This is a genomic window from cyanobacterium endosymbiont of Epithemia turgida isolate EtSB Lake Yunoko (assembly GCF_000829235.1).
In the GTDB taxonomy this organism is placed as follows: domain Bacteria; phylum Cyanobacteriota; class Cyanobacteriia; order Cyanobacteriales; family Microcystaceae; genus Rippkaea.
Genome location: NZ_AP012549.1, coordinates 709,451 through 727,840, shown reverse-complemented (window position 1 = coordinate 727,840; position 18,390 = coordinate 709,451). Strand labels below are relative to the sequence as shown.

The window sequence follows — 18,390 nt, the reverse complement described above, 5'->3', positions numbered from 1 at the left end:
ATTGCCTCTTTAATTTTTATTGAATATTTAGCGGATAAAGTCCTAGACGAGATGGAACCCCATCGGGATAATTGAGATGCCGTGGTGGTCTTCCCCTCAATGCTCGAGATAATGCACTTAAACAAATTAGATAGGTTTTCTATGGCTCAGTTGAGACAGTATAAAAATGCAATCGCCCAATTTATGCGGAAACGAAAGGAAAATTCCAGCGCATGGTTTCAAGATACTATGTTAAACTTGTTGCGGACTTTGCCTCAAATTTTGAAGTATTTTCCAGTTGAAAAAGCTCAAAATGCTCGCAGTCTTATGTTGAGTTTCCAATATTGGTTGGGAAGATCTTCGTAAAATTTAGAGAATTTTCTGGTAATGTTGTTCCACAAATATTCCTATCCAGATCTCCTCGAAGATAAAACTGTTAACTATCAGGATCTAGTAGTCTATCTTGACATAGGAATTTGGCATCCTTTATCGAGGGAAATGTTTAAGGATGTTCCTTCTTATTTAAGATGGTTCAATAGTCGAATCGATATTTATTTTTGATAGTCTCAAAAAAAGACCCTTCAGACCCCTGTATTAGATTGATTCTACAACAGACTTATCCGATTGAGGATGATGCTTTGCTTACTATGTGGCTACAGTGCAGGAATTAGAAGCTATGGGAGCGAGGGTGCTTTTTATATTGGCAGGAGGATTAGACTTTTATAACCCGATGGATGCTTATTTCTTAGATTAAAGTAAAGGAGGAGAGACAATTACTATTGTCGAGGCAATGGTTTCTTTGACAGGTTTTGTATTAGTTATGGGTCCAGCTCGTCAAGACTATCCAAAAGCAATCGAATCATTAAAACGCCTCAACCGTCCTTATATGTGTGCGTTGTCTCTTGTATTTCAACCTAACCAAGAATGGAAAGAAATTGTTCTAGGATTACATCCTGTCCAAGTAGCCTTACAAATAGCTATTCCTGAATTAGATGGGGCGATAGAACCTATTATCCTCTCAAAACGGGACGGAAATACGGCAAGAGCGCATCGAAGCAGTCCCCCAACAAGCAATAAAATAGGCTAATCTAGGGACAAACCTAAACTAGAGAAAAAGGTAGCTATCACTGTGTTTAGTTTGTCACCTGCTCAAGAAAACGTAGGTACCGCTGTATATTTGAATGTTTTCGGGTCTATTTTTATTTCTTGATTTTGTGATTGAATTAAATTTTCCTAGTGATGAATCAAGTTTTTTTACCAGAACAAATCAAAGAATATATCTAAAATCATGGTAAATGATTAATAGCAAGGATAAATAAATTCAAATTTATTTACAGGGAAAAAACTAGAAATATTAAACAGTCTCAATACATGATCAGGAAGAATATATCGTATACTTATATTTTAGGTTTAGAATAAATTTTGTAAATTTGTTATATAAAAAAGATTACTGATAATCCGTGACTAAAGGAGAAATCTTGTAAAGAAGTTATGATTATTTTTTTTTGAAATCAGTCATGATTCTGGTATTTTATTGCCAGGTCTATTTTTTCCTATATTCCCTGTGAGAATTCCCCCTGCGACTGCTAATCCAGCTAAAGCAAGTAAAACAGGTTTCAACCCCACTAAAGTTTCTGCAATACCAGCTAAAGCTAAAGGTAAAGACAAAGCAATATTAACCGCATTATTTTGCAAACCAAACACCTTACCCCTCATGTCAACAGGTGTTTCTGATTGAATCATAGTTTGCATTGGAACTCCGACAAAAGCTGCAAATAATCCTAAAAATGTGGTCATCAACAGAGTTAGCCATAGATTGTCTATAGACAAGGATAACCCCACCAAGGAAACTGCCATTCCCAACGATCCCCACAATCCTAATCGATTTTTGCTAAACTGTTGACCCCAGTTGCCTAAAATACCTGCTCCAAAAGCCATTCCTAAACCTCCAAAAGCCAATAAAAAGCCGAATTGTTCAGCTTTTAACCCTGGAATAGTTTCAGCCATCCTGACAGCCAATACCGACAAGGCTGCAAAAATACAAAAAATAATTACCAGTTGAATTAAAGCATTGCGAACTCGATGATTATTGTTGAGATAATGAAGACCATCGCGAATATCTTTAAATATATGGGAGCGTTCTTTTTCGTAGTGTTCTTTTTTTTCTCCTGTCCTTAAAAAAATTAAAATGAAACCCGCTAACAGATAAGATAAGGCAACAACTAAAGATTTACCGAGTTCCCAAGATAATCCCACAAATTTAGCTAACGTTGCAGCTAATTCTAGTAAAGGATCTCCAATTGCAAACCCGATAATGGTCGTAGCCATCATGGTAGTAGTAAAGAGAGAATTAGCCGAAAGCAGATGACGGCGTTCAACAATCAAAGGAATAGTAACTTGTTCTGCTGGGGCAAAAAACTGGGTAATAGTTGAATCTATAAAGGTTAATATTAGTATGAATAAAAATCCCAAAGGAATAAAAAAGTGATCTTGAACTTGTAATTGCCACTGTCTTAACCAGACAGGAAGCCAATAGACAGGTAATGCTAAGGTTTTATCTTGGGATAACCAGATTAGGGGAGCAATAACGAAAACTAATGCCCCTCGTACAAAATTAGAGATAACTAACACCCCTTTTTTTGACCATCGATCTATATAAACCCCAGCAAAGGAACCGAACAAAACCGCCGGAATAGTAAAAGCAATCATAATCGCTGATACCCAACCACTAATAGGTTGATTGTTTCCTTGAAAGTGACCAGCAATTAAGGCAATCATTAAGACCAGATAAACTTTATCAGCCAATTGAGAGAAAATTTGTCCAACCCAAAGCGTTAAAAAACGCGGGTTCTGCAGAATAGGGATAAATCCTTGACTCATTGGTGGCTTAGAGGGGGTAGATTGGCGATCCATAGAGTTAGGTGAGGAATCTTGGGGAGAAAAAATAACTTAAGTTAAGGCTTAAAAATAGGGGTTTTACTTGACTTAATTGCGAAGATAGCAATTAATTTTGTAGTTAATCATACAGTTCTATTAAACCTTAAAACTCTAACCGAGATAAAGTACTGATGAGATCGGCTGACCGAAAAGATTTCCCTAAGTGGTATTGAGCATAATTACGTAGCATATGTTCGATGTGAACCCAAGCTAAGGGTAGGAAATCATTGAGATACTCTAGAGGTAAGATTTTTCGTAGTTGCGGGAGATAAGGATGGAATAATTGTTGCAAAAGACTAAATTCTACGGCATTTAGTTGTTGATCAATTAAAGTTCGGATGATTTTAGAGTATTCTTGTTTAGTTGATACGGAAGATTCTGTAATTGCTAATTTTATCAAACCTCCTTCTTTAAAACTTAATCCTACTCGCCAATGAGGATTACTAAAATTGGCTGATAACGTTTCACCAGTCAAACAACAAGTGTGAACTTGAGGACTAATTCCCGCAAGTACCAATATATGTAACACCCCTTGGGCTAAATGACTATGTAAACTTTGATCAGATGATATTTCTTCGAGGCGATGTAAATGTTCGTTGAGGAGTTCATAAAGTTCCCATTGAGGTTGTTGCTCTAAGGCTATGGACAATACCAATTCAGCTAAATACTGACTAGCAGCCAATTTTCCTAAATTTTTACTCAATCTTGGGTAAGATTTTAAGATGTCGGCTTGGATAATTTGATCAAGTGATCGCCCCTTGACTATTAATAAATCATTAACCACAAATAACTCGCTACGTCCGCTTAGTTTTGATGTATATTTCCTCGCCCCTGGGACCATCGCTCGAATTAAACCGAATTCTGGTGAAAGAATTTTGACTAAACGATCAGCTTCCCCGAAAGGTGTTCTTTTTAAGATAATCCCTGTGGTTTTATAAATTCGACTCATTAGCTCATTATATTTTGTCAAAATCCCCTAAATGTTTCGTACTGGATCACGTTGTTGTTTCACTAAGTTAACCCCATGAGAAGTTCCCAACCGAGTTGCCCCTGCTTCGATTAGGGCTAAAGCTTGTTCTAGAGTCCGAATACCCCCAGAAGCTTTAATACCCACTCGTCCTTTAGTTAGTTGATTAAGATAACTTACATCAGCGACTGTTGCCCCTCCAAACCATCCAGTACTAGTCTCTAAATAAGTTGCCCCTCCATCCATACAAATTTCGGCAGCGAGTCGCTTTTCTGTATCCGTCAATAAATTAGTTTCGAGAATAGCTTTAACTGTTTGTCTCGTTTCTGAACAAATTTCGGCAATTTCTTGATAAATTTTGTCATAAAGTCCAATTTTTAACCATCCCAAGTTGATTACTACAGCGAGTTCCGTTGCTCCATTTTCTACTGCTTCTTTGGCTTCATAAAGTTTGACGGCTGAGGTGGTTGCTCCTGTAGGAAAGCCAACCACTGTACAAACTTGGGTTTGCTTATTTTGAAGTAATTCGGTTGCTTGAGATACCATGGAGGGATATACACAGACAGTGGGAAAGCCAAATTGATTAGCCTGTTGACAATACTGTTCTACCTCTTGGGCAATTGCTGTAGGACTGAGTAAGCTATTATCGATATAACTGGCAATGTCAATTTCTGACATAATTATTTTTCTCTTAAAAAGATTCCCTTACATTGTATATTGTGAGATGAATTACCCACCCAGTTCAAAGCATTATATTTGAGACTTTCAACTTCATTGCGCGTTGTGTCTAAGAGGTAATAAATCTTAATACATAGGTATCTTACATGTTCTTAAGACTTAATTTTCTGCGTTTATTGAGGTGTTGATGTCACAACTATAATTGGTTTTGTAACATTCGCAAATCCAATTACTGAAATCAAGAGGCAATCTGCTTACTTAATTCATGCAGTCATTATAAGTCTTAATAACTATAGAAGAGTTTGTCAATTTCAATGTAAATATTCCCTTTATTCTCTGCTTGATACTTAAGTATCAAGCAGAGATAGTTGAACAGAACTTTATCTAGTTATAATTATTAATAGTGTTAGATTTTTTAGGGTTTTCTTATGCCTTTTACGTCGTTTTTTGCGGCAATTACTTGGTTTTGATTGATTGTACGATGTGATAGTTGGTACATAAAATTTACTCTACATCTATAAATTATGAAGTGAAATTTATCAAATAACCTTCCGACGAGTGTACTCTCTTTGTGCTTGCAAAATAACTTGTTTTATTTTGGTTATTTTTCTTTTTTGTTAAAGATATATTGGACTAACCATCACAATAGACCTACATTCACAACTGGTAAATACTGATAAGCACCGAAAAGAAATATCACTAAGCTAAGAATAGTTCTTTTAAAGTACTGACAAAAGACATCGAACAGCTCCCTATCTGTCTTTTAATAATTTTTATAAATTAGTCTAAAATATGAACAGTCTCAACACCACTGACATCATCTAAAGATCTTGACTAGTGCTTGCTTTTGCCAGGTGTCGCGATAAATTCTATAGCGATATGCCTTGTACACTATTGTCAACCTAGACAACCGAAGATATTCTAGTACCAAGATAGATAGGACACCAAAAGTATTTCCTCTATTTTAAAGAGCAAGCGTCTAGAAAAATTTCTAAACGCTCGAAAGATCGTTAAAGTGTTCTGATAACTAATTCCTACAAAGCATTAGCACCAGCAACTACTTCCATTAGCTGTTGGGTAATTGCTGCTTGACGCGCTTTGTTGTAAGATAGAGTAAGACTGTCGATCAACTGACCAGCATTATCACTCGCGTTACTCATCGCCGTCATCCGAGCTGCTAATTCACTCGCCGACGCTTCTTGTAATCCCCTGAGTAATTGGTTGTTGATATACAGAGGTAACAAGGAATCAAGAATTTGCAGAGGATCTTGTTCAAAAATCATATCTTGAGGGAAGATCTCGATCTCTTGAGTAATCGTTTCCCTTTCTACGCCTAATCTCCCTTCGCGGGTAATTAAGCGGAACATTTCATCATCTTCAACTTCCAACCCCTGAAGAGTCAAAGGTAGCAAAGTTTGAATCACCGGACGAGAACTTATAACAGAAACGAAACGAGTGTAAATTAACTCTACTCGGTCAACTGTTTCTGATAAAAATAGAGACAGCAACTCGTCAGCAATAGATATAGCTTCATTGGCTGTAGGAATTTGATTTAATCCCGTGTACTTGCTTAGAATGGGGACCTTGCGACGAGAAAAATATTGAGTCGCTTTGTTTCCAATGGTGATGAAACAATAATCAAGTCCTTGAGCTTCTAATTCTTTTTGGCGTTGTTCTGCACGGCGAATCACATAAGAGTTGTATCCACCACATAACCCCCGATCACCTGAGACAACAACTACAGCCACGGTTTTAACCTGTCTTTGTTGCAATAGAGATAAACTCACATCCTCATACTTAAGACGGTTGAGCAAATTATAAAGAACATTGGCTAAATTATCAGCAAAGGGACGAGTAGACATTACCTGTTCTTGAGCTCGGCGAACCTTAGCGGCGGCTACCAGACGCATAGCCTCAGTAATTTTTTTTGTATTTTTGACTGATTTAATCCGATCACGGATAGCTTTGAGGTTAGGCATATTTTTTATTTTTTGTGGGATTAATTATTCATAAGGGGTCATGGGTGGTTAGCCCTCCTTCTCGTTCGTCAGGAAATGACTAACCACTGACTTATTTATGGTCAATTACGCGGCAAAGGTCTGTTTATGTTCCTTGATAGCTTCTTTGAGGAGGCTTTCTGCTTCATCGGTAAGTTGTTTTTCAGTTCCAACGATCTCAGTAAATTTGGCTTTACTGGTTTTAATATAGTTCCGTAGTCCCATAGTAAATTCAGTCACCTTCTCCACAGCAATTTCATCAAGATAACCATTTAACCCTGCATAGGAAATTGCTACCTGTTCCCACACTGCTAAGGGGGAATTTTCAGGCTGCTTCAATACTTGACGTAACCGTTGACCCCGTGACAGTTGAGACTGAGTGGTGGCATCTAAGTCAGAGGCAAACTGGGAGAAGGCTTCTAGTTCAGCAAATTGTGCCAATTCTAGCTTCAATTTACCAGCAACCTTTTTCATGGCCTTGGTCTGAGCCGCAGATCCTACCCTGCTTACTGAAATCCCTGCGTTAATAGCGGGACGAAAACCTGAGTTAAACAGATCGCTGGAAAGGAAAATCTGTCCGTCAGTAATAGAAATTACGTTAGTAGGAATGTAAGCAGAAACGTCACCTGCTTGAGTTTCAATCACGGGTAACGCTGTCATACTACCACCACCGAGCTTATCGCTAAGTTTTGCCGCACGTTCTAATAAACGAGAGTGGATATAGAACACATCACCAGGATAAGCTTCCCGACCAGGAGGACGTCTTAGTAGCAAAGATAACTGACGGTAAGCTTGAGCTTGTTTGGAGAGGTCATCGTAAATGACCAGGGTAGCTTTGCCCCTATACATAAAGTATTCAGCGAGGGTGGCTCCTGTATAGGGGGCAAGATACTGTAATGTAGCTGGATCATTTGCGTTAGCGGCAACGACTATGGTGTAGTCCATCGCACCATTGTCTTCGAGGGTTCTTATTACCTGGGCGACAGTAGACGCTTTTTGTCCAATTGCTACATAGACACAGATTACGTCTTCGGACTTCTGATTAATGATGCTATCAATCGCAATTGCCGTTTTTCCAGTTTTACGATCACCGATAATCAATTCTCGTTGTCCCCGTCCCACAGGAATCATCGCATCAATAGCTGTAATCCCTGTTTGCATGGGCTCACAAACTGATTTACGAGCAATAATCCCAGGGGCCATTGATTCGATTAGACGAGTTTCAGAAGTGTTTATATCCCCTTTACCATCAATAGGGCGACCTAGGGAATCAACCACCCGTCCTATCATTGCTTCCCCTACGGGAACTTGTGCAATTTTTCCGGTGGCTTTAACGGTACTTCCTTCTTGAATATCGAGACCGGTTCCCATTAATACGGCCCCAACGTTATCTTCTTCAAGGTTGAGAGCGATTCCGATAGTTCCATCTTCAAATTCAAGAAGTTCTCCAGCCATGGCTTGTTCTAAGCCATAAATACGGGCAGTTCCATCTCCTACTTGAAGCACTGTTCCTACATTAGAAACCGTTACAGTTTGATCGTAGGATTCAATTTGCTGGCGAATAATGCTGCTAATTTCGTCGGGTCTGATACTAAACATAGTTAAGTTGTTCTAGAAGTCGAATAAATAGAATGAAACACAAATAACCTAAGCAATACCGCCTAGGCTAAGACTGACACGGCGTAGTTGTCCTCGAAGGCTGGCATCAAAGACTTGAGACCCTACTTTAATAGTGATACCCCCAATCAAGTTGGGATCAATTCTAGTCTTGATTTCCACGCCTTGCGCACCAGTAAGTTCTTCAATTTTGTTGGCTATAGACTCACTTTGTTCGCTGCTTAATTTGTGGGCTGAAGTAACTTCGGCTAAAACGGTATTGGTTAACTTCCGCAATAGGGTAAGATACTGCCGACAAATTTTTTCAAGAAAGATAATCCGCCGTTTATCTATCAACAACATCAAAAAATTTAGTAGATACAAATTAGTACCTTCTCCCATGATTTTTCCCAAAACAGTTTTTTTATCTATTTCTTTGATCACTGGAGAAGCAATAAATGCTTCCAAATCAGGGGACTTTTCTAGTAAGGTGACTAAAGACCGGCATTCTTCCCCAAAGGCATCGGCAAGATCGTGGCTCAAAGCCACTGACATCAAGGCCTGAGCGTAAGGTTCGGCAATCGCAGTACTAATGAGGGAACCTTTCATTAATTAACCTCCTAATTGAGCGATACTACGGTCAATTAGGAGCTGTTGTATATCCTCATTGACCTGTTCTTTGAGTTGGCTTTCCGCTTTATTGAGGGCTATTTGAACAATTTGTTTGTTCAATTGAGCAATAACTCGTTCTTGCTCCCTACTAAGGTCAGCTGCAGCTGTCTCTTTAAGACGCTCCATATCTTGCCTACTTTTTTCTGTAATTTCGTCAGCTAGGGCAGCAGCTCTGTCTTTAGCCCTTTGATACATTCGTTCAGCTTCAGCTTGAGCTTGCGTTAATTTCTGCTGTTCCTTTTCTAAAGCAGTAGCTGCTTTGCGTTGGCGCTCTTCAGCTTCTTGAATAGCATCAGCAATCTGCAGTTGCCGCTCATTTAAGACGGTTTTCAAAACTTTGCTGCCGTAGAATACCAACACCCCAATAAGAATAGCAAGATTAAGAAGGTTCGTTTCCAGAAGATTAGAATCTAAGCCGAACCAGCTTTTAGCAGCTTCATGGGCTTCTGTAGCTAATATAAAAAAAGAATCGATCATACGTATTTTGCTAGTTAAAACTCAATCGATGGTAGATTTAATTTACCAATTCAGTCCCTAGAAGTTTTTCTAGAATTTGACGGCTGAGGGTATCAACCTGTTGTTCTAGAACAACCAGTGCTTCTTGGCGTTGTTGGGTTATTTCTTGGGCGGCTTTCTCTTTTTCCTCTTGAGCTTTTTGTTGAGCATTAGCTAAAGTTTTTGCTGTCATTTTTTGTGCTTCAGCCTGAGCGTGTGCGATTATCTCTTGAGACCGCTTACGCGCGTCAGCAAGATGCGCTTCATATTGTAGGGACAATTCCTTAGCTTTAGCTAAACGCTTCTTTTCGTCAGTCTCTTTCTGACGAATATAATCTGCTCGCTCATCTAATGCTTTATTCAAGGGTTTGTAAAAAATTCCATTGAGGATAACTGCCAAGAGAACAAATTGCAAAGCCATTAAAGGCATAGTTGCATCAAAATCAAACATTTTTTGCGGTTCCCATTGATTTTTCAGTCAAAACAAAAAAGATCTAAGCGGCTAACGAATCTTTGCTTAGTGTGCTAGAGAAATCAGTAGAGACGAGACAATGATTGAAGTCGCAAGTGGCCAAGTCAATACAAACTTTTTTTTATTTACTACACCCGATATTATCTGAGTTGACACTTAACATTAGTCAAAGTAGTAAGGACTGTATTGTCTCTTTTCGCTTTTTGCCTTCACACAACGTGCGTCTCTACTGTTTCAAAACTTTTTATACAAAGGGGTTAGCGAAAAGTAAAACTAGCGCAATAACTAGACCATAGATGGTTAAAGATTCCATGAACGCTAAACTTAAAAGTAAAGTACCCCGGATTTTGCCTTCTGCTTCTGGTTGACGGGCAATTCCAGAAACTGCTTCTCCAGAAGCATTACCTTGTCCAAAACCAGGTCCAATAGCCGCTAAACCAACGGCGAGGGCGGCAGCGATAACTGAAGCAGCAGCAATAGTTGGATTCATTGTGATTATTCCTTTTTTATTGACAGTACAAATTTCGGAGTGAGTTATTTTAGATTAACAACCATGGAGGTTGACGTTCCCAAGCAATGAATAGTTATTGACCGAAGGTCAGAACCGGCTCCATCGTCGTACGGCGGAGTTCTCTCTGATTCTCGAGGAAAAAAGCCCTACTAGTCAACCCCTATATGCTTGAAGAGTTCAGCAATTCTCGATGTTGAATTGTAAAAATGAACTCATCTGATATTGTCCTATGTTTTGGACATATTTCAATAACAGATCCTAATATTCAATTTACGACGCTCGATCATTGCTTCATCCCTTATAAGGATTAATGTTCTTCTTCGATCGCCTCATGAATGTAAGCTCCCGCTAAGGTAGCAAATACTAAGGCTTGAATCGCACTAGTGAACAACCCCAAGGCCATAATGGGTAGGGGAATGAATAAAGGCACTAAGAAGACTAATACGGCCACCACTAATTCATCAGCTAGGATGTTTCCAAACAAACGGAAGCTTAGCGATAAAGGCTTGGTAAAATCTTCTAAGATTTTAATTGGCAAGAGAACAGGAATTGGCTCTATATAGTGAGAAAAATAGCTCAATCCTTTCTTGCTTAGACCAGCATAGAAGTACGCTAGAGAAGTTAGTAATGCTAAGGCAACAGTGGTATTGATGTCGTTGGTAGGAGCAGCTAATTCTCCTTCTGGTAGTTTAATTAGCGCCCAAGGAATTAACGCACCTGACCAGTTAGAGACAAAGATAAATAAAAACAAGGTCCCAATAAAAGGTAACCAAGTCCGATATTCCTTCTCTCCCAATTGATTTTTAGCCAAGTCTCGCAAAAATTCTAGGACATACTCCATAAAATTTTGCATTCCACTGGGGATGCGTTGCACATTTTGAGTGGCGGCTAAAGATGCGATTACCAAGAGGCTAATTACGAACCAAGAGGTCATGAATACTTGTCCATGTACCCGGTAGTTACCAATTTCCCAGTACCAATGCTGACCGACTTCTAATGAAGCAAGAGGAAATGTTTGTACAAAACTCAAACCATCTAACATTGTCATTCGGTGAGATTTATTTACTTAATCAAAATACGAGAATGGTTAAATTTCTCGATGCCCTAATGCCTTGGCTCAGATTCTGGTATTAGAATACTTGTGAGCATATAGGCAATTATGGCGGCTTTATAAGTCAAAAATCCCAGAAAAACTGGGAGAATATGCATTTTCTGCCATTGACTAGCCACAACGATTAAAGTCACAAATAATCCCATCCCTCTAGTTCCTATCCGTTTTTTGACTAAACCAACTTGTGCTACGTCCCCGGCTAATAGTTTTAAATAAACAATGCCGACAAAAGCTCCTACTAGGTAGTTAAGAGCAGTATTTAGGGAATATACAGTCCAGACACAGATAAAAATAATCACCGTTAGAGATAAACTCAACAACAACAAAGTGCGTTGCAATTGATAGTAATCTCTCATGGGATCAACTGAGAGGGAAACGGTTTTAGCCGTCGGGGTCTGATGATCAATCACGGGCATAGTGTTAGACAAGTGAAGCTATTAGAATTAATCCATAAAGCCAATAGCGAACCGTCAGCAATGATATCATAAAAAGGTACCCGCTTTGACACTCCCTTCACTAGAGATGAGAGATTCTTAGGAGCAGCATAACTCTTTTAAATTATTCTTAACTGCTGATATTATGCTAGGATTGCCGAGTCTTCCAATTAACTTTATTAAGTATAAAACTGTTTTTTTCTTGATAAATATTTTTGAGGAAAAACTTTTGGAGGTAAGGAGATAGAAAAATTTTGATAAATAAAAAATATTTATGATAGTAAAAAATTAACCGTACACTCCCTCCTCACCTATAGTCCGAATTCAGTCTAATGTTAATTATTTTGGGCCGAATCTATTCATGCCTTATGAGCACTCCTGCTAACTCTAGTGTTTATGGTTTTTGGGATTTAAAATCCTATCCATTCTAACTAACATAGGACATAGTAACTTACTTAAAACTATTTGAGAATCCAAAGTTTACTGAACTTACAACTTGAACAATTTATTGGGTTAGTATTGGCTACCACATTATCCTCTAACTTATAAAGATCAGCCAAAAACCTAGTTTATAGCTAGAGAAAACTCTCCTGTCTGAAGGGTTTTGTGACATTTCACTTATTTTGTCGAGGTAACATGGTCATATTTGCAATACAATTTAAAATTTTGACCATCAAGATCTTGCTATCCAATAGTATTTAGGTTTAGGAGAGCTAGGCAATCCCGAAAGATGTAGGAACTGTTGCTAGTGTTGACAAATAGAAAATTATCTATCCTATCATCGTCAGCTTTAACAGCAGTCTTGGTGGCGTTGATACCAACAGCTTTGTTTTACCGAAAATTAATCAAATAATGTCATATTTTTTAGTATACGCCAATAAAGAGTACTTTTATACAAAGTTGATGCCAAACTGATATCAACTTTGACTATAATCTAACTCTAACCTAAGGAGAGAAGAAAACACGAAGGAACCACTCTTAAAATAAGAGTACTCGGACTGGACTATTATTGTTAATAATGATTTTTAGGATAAAACTGTGCCAGAACTTCCTGAAGTAGAAACTGTTCGTCAAGGTCTTAATCGGCTAACTTTAGGAACAACAATACAAGGTGGCGAAGTATTACTGAATCGTACTCTCGCTTATCCTTTATCAGTTACGGAATTTTTAACCCAAATTACCAATGTCACCGTTAGTGGGTGGGAGCGACGAGGGAAATATTTATTAGGAAGATTGAGAAAAAAATCCGGCAAAAATGGGGGTTTTTTAGGCGTTCATTTACGAATGACCGGTCAGTTATTATGGTTGAATCGACTTGAACCCCTACAAACACATACGCGTTTACGTTTGTTTTGTGATAAAGCTCAAGAGCTACGTTTTGTTGATGTTCGCACTTTTGGTAGACTATGGTGGGTTCCCCAAAACCAAAATCCAGAAATAATTATTACGGGGTTAAAAAAATTGGGTCCTGAACCTTTTTCTGAAGAATTTTCTTTAGGTTATTTAACCGAAAGATTAAGAACTAGTCAACGCAATATTAAAAGCCTGTTATTGGATCAAGGTATCGTAGCAGGATTAGGAAATATTTATACAGATGAGGCCTTATTCAAGAGCGGTATTCGACCGACTGTAATGGCTAAAAATTTAAATTGCAAACAACTTCAAAGGCTAAGAATATCAATTATTGAAGTATTGAAAGAGGCTATCGATAAAGGAGGAACAACCTTTAGTGATTTTCGAGGAGTGACGGGAATCAATGGTAATTATGGAAAGATTGCCTGGGTCTATGGTCGCACAGGGGAATCCTGTCGAGTTTGTGGAACAGCCATTGAGCGCTTAAAATTAGGCGGACGTTCTGCACACTTTTGCCCGCAATGTCAAAGGTAAATTGTTACACTCACTTTTACTCTTTAAAATACTTCTCATACTAGTTCTTATAATTTCAATTTTTCATAACTACTAATGAAAGTTGAGGCTGCCATGGTCTGAAAAGTCGTTTTTATCAACTTTTCAGACCATGGCAGCACCCCATTCCTAACAACTCAGATTTAAGACTTAGTCATGGTAGCCCACTAGTTACAGAAATTGTTTCAGTAACTAGTGGGCTCATAATTGAAAACCTTGAAGTGGTCCTGAGCTTTGTCTTAATAGACATTTAAGATAAGTTAAATAAATTGTCTATTTTTATACCTATACTACAGGCTTGATATCTTAATTTTAAGGTTAATTGTAAAATATAAAATGTACAATGTTAAGCTATTTATCTTTATGTTTTGTTGGTATCGGCAGGACAAATAAATATTTTAAATATAAACCTGATAAGAATAAATTAGTTGCTCTCGTAATCTCTAAATTAAACTGAGATCACAAGTCGTTAACTGCCATAGTCGAGGTAGCAGTTCTGTTGGCTTCGACGATGTAATTTCACAGAGATGACCTTGAGAAAATATAAATATTATTGGCAATATAATCAAACATCAGCCTTTAAAGAGTGATGTTCACTGAGTTTTTTATCTATGATGTAAAATAATCCTGACAGTTGTTGAAAGATAGAAAAATCTGAAGGGTTAAAAGGTTAACTTCATCCCTGATCTATTTACTACGATGACAGTGATATAGAACGTTGTTGTTCAAGATGGGTGAATACAGATTTATCACCAATATCGGGGGGAATAGCTTGAATCGCTTTGCGTGAACCAAAAATAACAAATAATAATCCCCAACTAGCTAAGAGTAGGGATTCTACCCTAACCGGTAGAATCTCTATTAAATGGCATAACAAGAGACTGGGAACTAGAAAGGTCAGAAATTTGGTTTCTAAACGATTAAAACAAAAGGCTTCTTTGAAGAAGATACCTGTTAAAGCAGCAAAAGTAAAACCAATCCCGAATAAGGTTGAAGGATGATTGTAGACAAATAGGGCTAGAGGATCAGAGCTTTGCCAGGCAATTATTAATGCCGTGATTGTCCCAATAATCCAAAATATCTGCAATAGTCGATGGAGAGGACGGAGATAAATGTGAATAGTTACTAAACTAATCCCTAATCCCACTGAAAACATCATAAATAATAGGGTTAGCAAGTTTAGTACCCAGAGTTGTTCTCCAATGATCAATACTAACAGAGTAGCAATCGCAAAGTTGAAGGACGCTAAACATAACCCCAAACGATATATGATGACCTTTATGCGATCATTTTGAGTAACAGTAAATTCCCCAAATTGTCCTTGATAAACGGTTAACTGCTCAGGTTCAGCTGCCATAAGATTCTTCTACTAGCTTTAATTCTATTTAACTCCTGAATTATATCTTTTGTCTATTAAACTTTAAAGTGATCTCTTTTCTGTACACTAGCATCCAGTCTTGGATTACTTTTAGTCATAGGCATTGATTTAAGAAGGAAAATCTTAGGTTTTTAACTCAATTGTAAAATAATGCTATTATTGTAAATTTTGAACATAATGATACGGTTAGGATGTTTATAGTTATAGACAAAGCGCGTAGGTTAAGGTACGACGACTGACGACCTGTAAGGCGTAATGTGTGAGGTGAGGAAGTGGAACTATCCCGGGGCCTTTTAGCTAATGGGAAGTTTTATAAAAATATAGTAGTAGCTATTAATTACTGCTTCTTACACTCATTGGAGGTCAAAATGGTTAACAATTCAGTTAAAGTTGTTGCGGCAAGTGCATTAGCCACTCTTGGTTTACTAAGCACAATTTCTGGAGCCCAAGCTCATCCTAAATATCCCCAGTATAACATGGTCTCAGAAGGATTTCCTTCTAGTGTAGATTGGGATAGCAACCGCGCAGTGATTCCCCATATTCAAGAAAAGGTTGTTTTTACCTGTGAAGCTCAAGGGGATGGAAGCTACACAACTGTAGAAAAAGCAGTAAGGGAAACAATGGATCCTGATCACTACCCTGTTTATACCACGGAAGATATTTCTGCTGAGTACGGTCTGGATAGCCAACCTATGATGGTTTGGACGGCAACCCTACCTTCTAGCCATCCTGATGGAGCTTACATTCCTGAAAGTCGTTGTCAAACGGTTAGTGCTCGATTAACCAATCTTTCCTACGCCTTTGGTTTAGTTACCCCCGAACAGGTAGCACAACTTAGCGAATCTAGCTTAGTGGGTAAAGTTAATGGAGAGCGGGTAATCTTCCTTTCTCATGATCCCGAAAATGCGTCCACCAGAAACGTAATTTTCACTCTAAAGCCTGAGAATGCACAGCAAGCAGCTACAACCCTAACCCAGTTTAAAATTGGTGTTTCTGGCGGTATTGCTGAAGGGATTGGTGGTCCTGAACTTGCTGTTGAGGAATTACCTCCTGTTGTGGAATAATATCAGATTTCAGAGAAGAGAAATTCCAGTTATGTAATTCTTTCTTTTCTATTTTACTCGGTCAATCTGCTAGAGAGTAAGCTCTTATGCTGCTCTCTATTTTTCTTTGTAAGCAATTTCTCTCTTCTCCCGGAACACTCACTAACAGCTCCTCAGATGACAAACAACTTAAATTTTTTCTCATCACTGATGCAAATGTATCCATAAAGTATAATCTTCATAATAAAACAATCGTTCAACTGGATTAGTTGGTCTTAAAAATAATGCTTTTCTCACTTAGATTGCGGGTCCATTAAGACCTTTTACTCTCAAGAGTATCATAATAAATTTTAAAAATTATAAACGGGTATGCAAAAATGATTTAATCTAAAGTTAACTACACTATTTGCGCTCTTTCCTATCTTAGTTGTTAATATTTTTCACTGAAAGTTAATTTAAAATTTGGTGGCGGCCTTGCTATCTAATTTTAGTTAGTTTCATCCATTTTAGTTTCTAAGACAAGTCATGTGGATGATGAAAAGCTTACAATGAAGGACTAGACTCTTCTAAGATAAATATCTAGTTTGCAACCTACGTACGCTATGGCTTCTTCCCAACGTTACTATCACATAACTACCTTTGGCTGTCAGATGAATAAAGCTGACTCGGAACGCATGGCAGGTATCCTCGAAAACATGGGGTTCATTTGGTCAGGAGATCCTGATAACGCCGATTTAATTCTCTACAACACTTGTACTATTCGGGATAATGCCGAACAAAAAGTTTATTCATACTTAGGAAGACAGTCTAAACGAAAACATCAAAACCCCAGTTTAACCTTAGTAATATCTGGTTGTGTCGCACAACAAGAAGGACAAAAAATCCTGCGTCGGGTTCCTGAATTAGACTTAGTTATGGGACCACAACACGCTAACCGTCTAGAAGATTTACTACAACAGGTCTTTGATGGGAATCAAGTAGTTGTCACTGAACCTATCCATATTGTTGAAGATATCACAAAACCTTGTAGAGAAAGTGCGATTACTGCTTGGGTTAATATTATCTATGGCTGTAATGAACGTTGTACTTATTGTGTGGTTCCTAATGTACGTGGTGTAGAACAGTCGAGAACTTCACAAGAGATTTTAAGAGAGATAAAAGTGTTAGGACAACAAGGATACAAAGAAGTTACACTTTTAGGACAAAACATTGATGCCTATGGACGAGACTTACCGGGAGCGGTAGAAACAGGCAGATATCGACACACCCTAACAGATTTACTTTACACTATTCATGATGTTCCTGGAATTGAGCGTATTCGTTTCGCGACAAGTCACCCTCGTTATTTTACCGAACGTTTAATAGTTGCTTGTCAAGAATTATCTAAGGTATGCGAACACTTTCATATTCCCTTTCAGTCAGGAGATAATGAAATACTTAAAGCTATGAAACGGGGCTATACTCAAGAAAAATATCACCGAATTATTTCTAACATTCGGGACCGTATGCCCGACGCTTCCATTAGTGCTGATGCTATTGTGGGGTTTCCTGGGGAAACAGAAAAACAATTTGAGAAGACTTTAAAATTGGTCGCTGATATTGGATTTGATCAACTCAACACAGCAGCTTACTCTCCCCGTCCTGGAACACCTGCAGCCTTGTGGGAGAATCAATTAAGTGAAGATGTTAAGAGCGAGCGCCTACAACGTCTCAATCATTTAGTAGCACAAAAAGCTACTGAAAGATCACAACGATATTTAGGGCGGATAGAAAAGGTATTAGTAGAAGGACAAAACCCACAAGATAAAACTCAATTGATGGGACGAACTCAGGGTAATCGTTTAACATTTTTTAGAGGGAATATTAATCAATTAAAAGGTCAAATTGTTGAAGTAAAAATCACGGAAGCTCGTGCGTTTAGTTTGACAGGTAATTTAGCTTAGTCATCTATTTAAAATTTATTCAAATTAAGAAAAGCAATAAATTTAACCAAGTAATTTTTAATTAAAACTAACGGAACTTCTGCTATTTTTTTAGGATAGGTAAAATAACAGATAGGAATTTATAACTCTTACTTAATATTTTTTAAAAAGTTGACTATCTAACAACTTCCTTAAATACGGTGAATGACTGATAGTGTTAAGAAACAATAGTTACTAACAAATTATTAACCATTTCTTAAAGTTGTGTACGAGTACACCACAAACTCCCGTTA

General features: G+C 37.9%; 16 protein-coding genes and 1 pseudogene. 5 read left to right on the top strand and 12 right to left on the bottom strand.

What is annotated here, in order from left to right; translation table 11 throughout:
- Positions 1–99: 99 nt before the first annotated feature.
- Complete coding sequence (locus tag ETSB_RS10810) at positions 100–345, top strand: DUF3479 domain-containing protein (protein WP_408643863.1); 246 nt, start codon at positions 100–102, stop codon at positions 343–345.
- A 424-nt stretch (positions 346–769) separates the two neighbouring features.
- A pseudogene (locus ETSB_RS10805) lies at positions 770–1,189 on the top strand (cobaltochelatase subunit CobN).
- 305 nt (positions 1,190–1,494) lie between these two features.
- Here the strand turns inward: ETSB_RS10805 and ETSB_RS02120 are convergent.
- From ETSB_RS02120 to ETSB_RS02070, 11 genes are all read right to left on the bottom strand, one after another.
- The gene (locus ETSB_RS02120; RefSeq protein ID WP_084220173.1) at positions 1,495–2,892 is read right to left on the bottom strand and encodes an MFS transporter; all 1,398 of its coding nucleotides are present in this window, start codon (positions 2,890–2,892) and stop codon (positions 1,495–1,497) included.
- Between the two features lie 127 nt (positions 2,893–3,019).
- The gene (gene recO, locus ETSB_RS02115; RefSeq protein WP_044105995.1) at positions 3,020–3,865 is read right to left on the bottom strand and encodes a DNA repair protein RecO; all 846 of its coding nucleotides are present in this window, start codon (positions 3,863–3,865) and stop codon (positions 3,020–3,022) included.
- A gap of 27 nt (positions 3,866–3,892) precedes the next feature.
- Positions 3,893–4,561, bottom strand: coding sequence for a deoxyribose-phosphate aldolase (gene deoC / locus ETSB_RS02110; RefSeq protein WP_044105994.1), 669 nt, complete (start codon positions 4,559–4,561; stop codon positions 3,893–3,895).
- 1,034 nt (positions 4,562–5,595) lie between these two features.
- The gene (locus tag ETSB_RS02105; protein WP_044105993.1) at positions 5,596–6,540 is read right to left on the bottom strand and encodes a F0F1 ATP synthase subunit gamma; all 945 of its coding nucleotides are present in this window, start codon (positions 6,538–6,540) and stop codon (positions 5,596–5,598) included.
- Positions 6,541–6,645: 105 nt separating this feature from the next.
- The gene (gene atpA / locus ETSB_RS02100) at positions 6,646–8,157 is read right to left on the bottom strand and encodes a F0F1 ATP synthase subunit alpha (protein ID WP_044105992.1); all 1,512 of its coding nucleotides are present in this window, start codon (positions 8,155–8,157) and stop codon (positions 6,646–6,648) included.
- 48 nt (positions 8,158–8,205) lie between these two features.
- Positions 8,206–8,763 carry an ATP synthase F1 subunit delta gene (gene atpH, locus ETSB_RS02095; RefSeq protein WP_044105991.1) on the bottom strand — a complete coding sequence of 186 codons (558 nt, stop codon included), beginning with the start codon at positions 8,761–8,763 and terminating at the stop codon, positions 8,206–8,208.
- A 3-nt stretch (positions 8,764–8,766) separates the two neighbouring features.
- On the bottom strand, positions 8,767–9,303 hold the full coding sequence (locus tag ETSB_RS02090; RefSeq protein WP_044105990.1) for a F0F1 ATP synthase subunit B: 537 nt from the start codon (positions 9,301–9,303) through the stop codon (positions 8,767–8,769).
- Positions 9,304–9,340: 37 nt separating this feature from the next.
- Positions 9,341–9,772: a F0F1 ATP synthase subunit B' gene (locus ETSB_RS02085; RefSeq protein WP_044105989.1), complete on the bottom strand. Its 432-nt coding sequence runs from the start codon at positions 9,770–9,772 to the stop codon at positions 9,341–9,343.
- 265 nt (positions 9,773–10,037) lie between these two features.
- Positions 10,038–10,283 (bottom strand): ATP synthase F0 subunit C, encoded by a 246-nt coding sequence (gene atpE, locus ETSB_RS02080; RefSeq protein ID WP_044105988.1) that lies wholly within the window; start codon positions 10,281–10,283, stop codon positions 10,038–10,040.
- A 328-nt stretch (positions 10,284–10,611) separates the two neighbouring features.
- The gene (gene atpB, locus ETSB_RS02075; protein WP_044105987.1) at positions 10,612–11,352 is read right to left on the bottom strand and encodes a F0F1 ATP synthase subunit A; all 741 of its coding nucleotides are present in this window, start codon (positions 11,350–11,352) and stop codon (positions 10,612–10,614) included.
- A gap of 56 nt (positions 11,353–11,408) precedes the next feature.
- Entirely contained in the window at positions 11,409–11,771 is a 363-nt protein-coding gene (locus ETSB_RS02070) for an ATP synthase subunit I (protein ID WP_232509905.1), read from the bottom strand.
- A 1,116-nt stretch (positions 11,772–12,887) separates the two neighbouring features.
- On the opposite strand from ETSB_RS02070, the gene ETSB_RS02065 reads away from it, so the two are divergent.
- Positions 12,888–13,736: a DNA-formamidopyrimidine glycosylase gene (locus ETSB_RS02065; RefSeq protein ID WP_044105985.1), complete on the top strand. Its 849-nt coding sequence runs from the start codon at positions 12,888–12,890 to the stop codon at positions 13,734–13,736.
- Positions 13,737–14,448: 712 nt separating this feature from the next.
- Here the strand turns inward: ETSB_RS02065 and ETSB_RS02060 are convergent.
- Complete coding sequence (locus ETSB_RS02060) at positions 14,449–15,111, bottom strand: DUF2301 domain-containing membrane protein (protein ID WP_044105984.1); 663 nt, start codon at positions 15,109–15,111, stop codon at positions 14,449–14,451.
- 389 nt (positions 15,112–15,500) lie between these two features.
- Between ETSB_RS02060 and ETSB_RS02055 the strand changes: the two genes are divergently transcribed.
- Entirely contained in the window at positions 15,501–16,196 is a 696-nt protein-coding gene (locus ETSB_RS02055) for a COP23 domain-containing protein (protein WP_044107557.1), read from the top strand.
- 581 nt (positions 16,197–16,777) lie between these two features.
- The gene (gene miaB / locus ETSB_RS02050; RefSeq protein ID WP_044105983.1) at positions 16,778–18,118 is read left to right on the top strand and encodes a tRNA (N6-isopentenyl adenosine(37)-C2)-methylthiotransferase MiaB; all 1,341 of its coding nucleotides are present in this window, start codon (positions 16,778–16,780) and stop codon (positions 18,116–18,118) included.
- The last annotated feature ends 272 nt before the right edge of the window (positions 18,119–18,390 follow it).

Coding starts and splice junctions, on each gene's coding strand:
- atpH (WP_044105991.1), bottom strand. CDS start 8,763: ATGAAAGGTTCCCTCATTAGTACTGCGATTGCCGAACCTTACGCTCAG.
- ETSB_RS02070 (WP_232509905.1), bottom strand. CDS start 11,771: ATGAGAGATTACTATCAATTGCAACGCACTTTGTTGTTGTTGAGTTTA.
- ETSB_RS02085 (WP_044105989.1), bottom strand. CDS start 9,772: ATGTTTGATTTTGATGCAACTATGCCTTTAATGGCTTTGCAATTTGTT.
- atpB (WP_044105987.1), bottom strand. CDS start 11,352: ATGACAATGTTAGATGGTTTGAGTTTTGTACAAACATTTCCTCTTGCT.
- ETSB_RS02060 (WP_044105984.1), bottom strand. CDS start 15,111: ATGGCAGCTGAACCTGAGCAGTTAACCGTTTATCAAGGACAATTTGGG.
- ETSB_RS02090 (WP_044105990.1), bottom strand. CDS start 9,303: ATGATCGATTCTTTTTTTATATTAGCTACAGAAGCCCATGAAGCTGCT.
- ETSB_RS02055 (WP_044107557.1), top strand. CDS start 15,501: ATGGTTAACAATTCAGTTAAAGTTGTTGCGGCAAGTGCATTAGCCACT.
- atpA (WP_044105992.1), bottom strand. CDS start 8,157: ATGTTTAGTATCAGACCCGACGAAATTAGCAGCATTATTCGCCAGCAA.
- deoC (WP_044105994.1), bottom strand. CDS start 4,561: ATGTCAGAAATTGACATTGCCAGTTATATCGATAATAGCTTACTCAGT.
- recO (WP_044105995.1), bottom strand. CDS start 3,865: ATGAGTCGAATTTATAAAACCACAGGGATTATCTTAAAAAGAACACCT.
- atpE (WP_044105988.1), bottom strand. CDS start 10,283: ATGAATCCAACTATTGCTGCTGCTTCAGTTATCGCTGCCGCCCTCGCC.
- ETSB_RS02105 (WP_044105993.1), bottom strand. CDS start 6,540: ATGCCTAACCTCAAAGCTATCCGTGATCGGATTAAATCAGTCAAAAAT.
- ETSB_RS10810 (WP_408643863.1), top strand. CDS start 100: ATGCTCGAGATAATGCACTTAAACAAATTAGATAGGTTTTCTATGGCT.
- miaB (WP_044105983.1), top strand. CDS start 16,778: ATGGCTTCTTCCCAACGTTACTATCACATAACTACCTTTGGCTGTCAG.
- ETSB_RS02120 (WP_084220173.1), bottom strand. CDS start 2,892: ATGGATCGCCAATCTACCCCCTCTAAGCCACCAATGAGTCAAGGATTT.